The following is a 4332-nucleotide window of genomic DNA, read 5'->3' as shown; positions in this document are numbered from 1 at the left end:
TCCCAATAAAACAAGAGCAATAATAAAAATATAGACCTTTGCTGACCTTATAAATACCCTTTTTATCTCTTTTTTTTCTTCTTCTTTCTTTTCAATTTCTAGCCCTCTCTTTCCCCTTTTATAGACAAATGCCCCCAATATTGCTAAAAGGATAATTCCACTTAAAATGTAGGGATAAAGGATGTTAAATAGAAAGAAAAACCCTGCATTATGAGGAAGCCCCTTTAATTTAGATATAGCAACGGTAGAAAGAGGTTCACCAATAGGCGTAAGGGCTGCTCCTAAGCCAATAGAGAAGCAGGAAAGAACACAAAAGGCAATTTTTTCCTTTCTTTTTATAGAAAGATCATAAATTATCTCAACTAATATTAAACTTGTAATAATTGCCGTGATAATTGATGAGATAATGCCAAGAAAGACAATTAACAGGAAGGGGGAAAAAAGACCAATACTTCTTTCTAATGCAAAAACACCATTTTTTATTCTATTTTGAAAATGATGGAATAATAACCCAGAGATAAGGCAAGCAAGGCTAATTATTATTGGCTCTTTTAAGCAATGGATGGCAAATTGGAGATTAAGGCTTTCTTTTCCAAAGATTAAAAGATTAAAAATAGAAAAAGAGCCCATTATAAGAAAGAAAGCCTCAAGGTTCTTTTCTACCCTTTTATTTAAAAAGGGAAGAAAAAGAACCAAGAAGAAGATTATGGCTAAAAGGATAAGATATGGTAAATTCATATGATTTTATTTTACCACATCCTTATTAAAAATAAAGGCTTCCTCTAGGCTAATATGACCTGCCAATGTTTCTTGTTCCTTTCCGCTTATGAGAATCTTAACCGGATATTGTGGAAGGTTAAATGTCAAGGTGTTGACAATAGAAAATATGGTAGCAATCTCAGCGGCTGAACCACCTGGATGATTTTTTGAAACCTCCTGTGATAGGTCAACATAAAGCACACCATCATAGATATAGACCTCCCTTAATTTTGTTCCCTCTGGAATTGCTGAATGAAGGCTTTCTTGTGAAGGTCCTTTAAATAGCTCATCTATAATGAACCTTGCTATTGTTTCCTCTTTTTCCTTTTTTTCAATTTCCCTTTGTTCTGGAATTAAATATTCTTCTTGATCATCTGGAAAAAAAAGGCAGATTTTTATTTTATTAGATGGAGGAACAAATATTCCCTTTTCTATTTTTTTTGGAAAGAAAACAACAATGAGAAGGGCAATGATGATAATAGAGAGGATAATTGCTAACCATTTCATCTTTCAACCAGCTTTTTTTCATATTGCTCCTTATAACTAACAATAGCATTACATATAGCATTAACCATGCCTTCTTTGAAATCCTCTTTCTTCATTCTTGCCTCCTCAGATGCATTTGAAAGAAAGCCTGTTTCAATAAGAATAGCGGGCATCTTTGCATCACGCAAAACATAGAAAAATGCAGACTTAACACCCCTATCCTTCATAGAAAGCCTTTCAGATACCCTATTTTGAACAAGCAGACCAAGTTCAATGCTTTCATTGATAAACTCAGTTTGGGCAATATCCTTAAGGATAAGCTCGGTTAATAAGCTAGAGTTTTTTTCCTTAAACCTTTCTACCACCATATTCTCTGCCTCTGCTATCTCCTCTGAATATTTATCAGAGGCAACAGCGGATAGGTGATAGACCTCAAATCCAGAGGCGGCTCTTGAGAATGCAGCATTTGCATGGATTGAGATAAAAAGATCTGCCTTCTTAAAATTTGCCAGGCCTGTTCTTTCCGCAAGGGGAATATAATAATCAGCATCCCTGGTTAAGATTATTTCTGTATCTGGAAGGCTTTTTTTGAGCTGATTGGAAAGCCTTAAGGCTATATCAAGGACAACATCCTTTTCTTTTAACCCACTTTTTCCAATAGCACCAGGGTCCTTTCCTCCATGGCCTGGGTCTAGGACTATCTTTTTTATCCCATATTTTTGAAGAATGGATTTATCCTCTGGCTTTTTTTCTAAAATAGGGGTGGTTAATTCGAGGTTAGGGGTTTGGGGTTTAAGATTTTCATCTTTTTTGCTTAAAGGAGGATTGGGAATATAAAGCATTGTTCCTGGCGTAACAAACCTTGGGTCAATGATTTTATTTAAGGAAAGGAGGGAGGAAAGCTCTACACCATAATTTTGAGAAACCCTCCATAAGGTTTCTCCATCTTTTAGAATATGCCAAAAGCCATCCTTTGGATTAGCAAGAAGATTCCCTTTTTTTGCAATCACTATCCTTTTATCGTCAAGCCTTAATTCCATATTGAGCCTTTCAGCAAATGCCTTAATAAGCTCAATAGGAACATAGATCTTGGAAGAGATAAGTTTAGGAGGAAAGGGAAGGATAATCTCTTTTTTATCAAGGATAGCCCTATTCTTATTAGCCCATAAAAAGCATTTTATCCCATCCTTTTTTAAAGATGCCTCCTGAATAACAGGGTTAAAATCAAATGTTGCCTTAAAGGCAGAGGAAGCCTCTTTTAAAGATACAAGCTCCTTCTCTTGAAGATATGGAGCATACACATAAAGGTTAGCATCCTGATTATAAAGAAGAATCTTTTCTTCACAAAAGATAAGAAAAGGAAACCACAAGAAGAAAAAAATAGTTTTGAGTTTTAAGTTGTAGTTTTGCATTTTTAGTTTTTTTTCATCTTTCTATCATAGAAAGAAAAATATCTGTTATCTCAGGATCAAACTGGGTTCCCTTTTTGCTTTTTATCTCAGCAATTGCCTCTTCCGTTGTTTTTGATTGGCGATATGGCCTTTCCCCTGTCATTGCCTCCCAGGCATTTGCTAAGGCAATTATCCTCGCACCTATTGGTATTTCATCCTTTTTTAATCCATCGGGATAACCCGTTCCATCATAGTTTTCATGGTGGGATCTAACAATGCTTGCTACATCAAATGGAAATTCTGCCTTTTCTACAATCTTTTCACCAATGATTGCGTGTGCCCTCATTGCCTTTAATTCATCATCAGTGAGGGGACCCTCCTTTCTCCATATCCGATCAGGAATACCTATTCTTCCTATGCCATGAAGAAGGCCAGCATATTTTATCGCCTCAATCTGAATCTTGGGAAGATTCATTTTAGAGGCCAAGGCTACAGCATACCTTGCCATATTCCAGGAATGACCACGAAGATTTGGATCAATGGCTTCAACCACAGAAACGAGGGTTTGGATTGTAGAAAGAAGCACACCTTCATAGATGCTTTTGGAAAGCCTGAATATTTCAAGGCAGAGATTGATTTCTGCCTGTATTTGTGAAAATACAGAAAGGTCATCTTTAGAAAATACGGCATTTGAGCTGGCAAGACCAAATATGCCCACTAAACCCATTTTGTCATATAAAGGTGCGATCATAGCTTGGCTTATCTTTTCTATCTCAGGCAATTCATTCCTTGATAAAATAAGGGGTTTTTCTTCACTAATAGCACAACCAATGCCTCCCTTTCCTATTTCTATTTTATTTGGAATCTCAAGCGTTCCATAAGATACTGTTTTTATAAATCCTTCCTTATCTTTTGAAAGATAAATAAAGCCGCTGTCTCCATTTAGAAAGGAGACAGATGCCTCTATTATCTTAAAAAGGGCGATTTTCTCATCCTCTTCTTGTAGACCGATTTTTGAGATATCATTGAGAAGCTTCTCTTTATTCATTTTCAAAGAGTAATCTTGTCTGGAGCCGATTTATCTTCTTTCTCCTTCTTTCTTCTCCTGAAACAATCTCTTTCGTCTCCGTAAGGAGGTATTTAATTGTTTCTATTAGATCCAATGGGTTAAATGGCTTTGTAATATAATCATCAGCTCCGTCCATAATCCCTTCTAGTTCATCCCGCGTGGTTGTCTTTGCTGTAAGCATAATGACAGGCGTTTTGGAAAGAACGGCGTCTTTTTTTATCCTTCGGCAAACCTCATTTCCATCAATCTTTGGAAGAATAAGGTCAAGAATGATTAGGCTAGGGTTATGTTCCTCTGCCTTTAAAAGCCCCTCTTCTCCATCACTTGCATAGATTATTTCATATCCCTCAAGCTCAAGAATAGACTTAAGGATATGAATCATATCCTCATCATCTTCAATAATTAGAATTTTATCCATATTTTTATTATACCAAAGATTATACATCTTTGCAAGAAAAATTTACCGCCTGTTATCCAATCCTTTTCATTGCTTTCTAAGAAATCTACAAATTCTTTACAAAAATACCAACCCTCAAAGCTTACCCCCTGGAAATCTATTCCTAAACTAATGGCATATTCTACTTTCATTTTCGTAAATCGCTCTCCTCAATAAAAAATGGTGTAGAC

At 35.9% G+C, this 4332-nt stretch carries 6 protein-coding genes; all 6 read right to left on the bottom strand.

Going from position 1 to position 4332, the window contains the following annotated elements:
* Positions 1 to 738: SLC13 family permease (locus tag AB1397_06550; GenBank protein ID MEW6482638.1), on the bottom strand; the 738-nt coding region annotated here is incomplete at its 3' end.
* Positions 739 to 744: 6 nt separating this feature from the next.
* Entirely contained in the window at positions 745 to 1266 is a 522-nt protein-coding gene (locus AB1397_06545; GenBank protein MEW6482637.1) for a GerMN domain-containing protein, read from the bottom strand.
* Positions 1263 to 2546: an N-acetylmuramoyl-L-alanine amidase gene (locus AB1397_06540; protein MEW6482636.1), complete on the bottom strand. Its 1284-nt coding sequence runs from the start codon at positions 2544 to 2546 to the stop codon at positions 1263 to 1265. The genes AB1397_06545 and AB1397_06540 overlap by 4 nt, the downstream gene beginning before the upstream one ends.
* Before the next feature lie 124 nt (positions 2547 to 2670).
* Positions 2671 to 3684: an HD-GYP domain-containing protein gene (locus tag AB1397_06535; protein ID MEW6482635.1), complete on the bottom strand. Its 1014-nt coding sequence runs from the start codon at positions 3682 to 3684 to the stop codon at positions 2671 to 2673.
* A complete protein-coding gene (locus AB1397_06530) occupies positions 3677 to 4123 on the bottom strand; it encodes a response regulator (protein ID MEW6482634.1) in 447 nt (148 codons plus the stop codon). Before AB1397_06530 ends, AB1397_06535 begins: the two co-directional genes overlap by 8 nt.
* On the bottom strand, positions 4108 to 4293 hold the full coding sequence (locus AB1397_06525) for a hypothetical protein (protein MEW6482633.1): 186 nt from the start codon (positions 4291 to 4293) through the stop codon (positions 4108 to 4110). Before AB1397_06525 ends, AB1397_06530 begins: the two co-directional genes overlap by 16 nt.
* Between the last annotated feature and the right edge of the window lie 39 nt (positions 4294 to 4332).

The sequence above is a fragment of the bacterium genome (assembly GCA_040756715.1).
GTDB lineage: Bacteria > UBA9089 > UBA9088 > UBA9088 > UBA9088 > JBFLYE01.
This window is presented reverse-complemented; position numbering and strand designations above follow the sequence as displayed.

Coding starts and splice junctions, on each gene's coding strand:
- AB1397_06545 (MEW6482637.1), bottom strand. CDS start 1,266: ATGAAATGGTTAGCAATTATCCTCTCTATTATCATCATTGCCCTTCTC.
- AB1397_06525 (MEW6482633.1), bottom strand. CDS start 4,293: ATGAAAGTAGAATATGCCATTAGTTTAGGAATAGATTTCCAGGGGGTA.
- AB1397_06530 (MEW6482634.1), bottom strand. CDS start 4,123: ATGGATAAAATTCTAATTATTGAAGATGATGAGGATATGATTCATATC.
- AB1397_06535 (MEW6482635.1), bottom strand. CDS start 3,684: ATGAATAAAGAGAAGCTTCTCAATGATATCTCAAAAATCGGTCTACAA.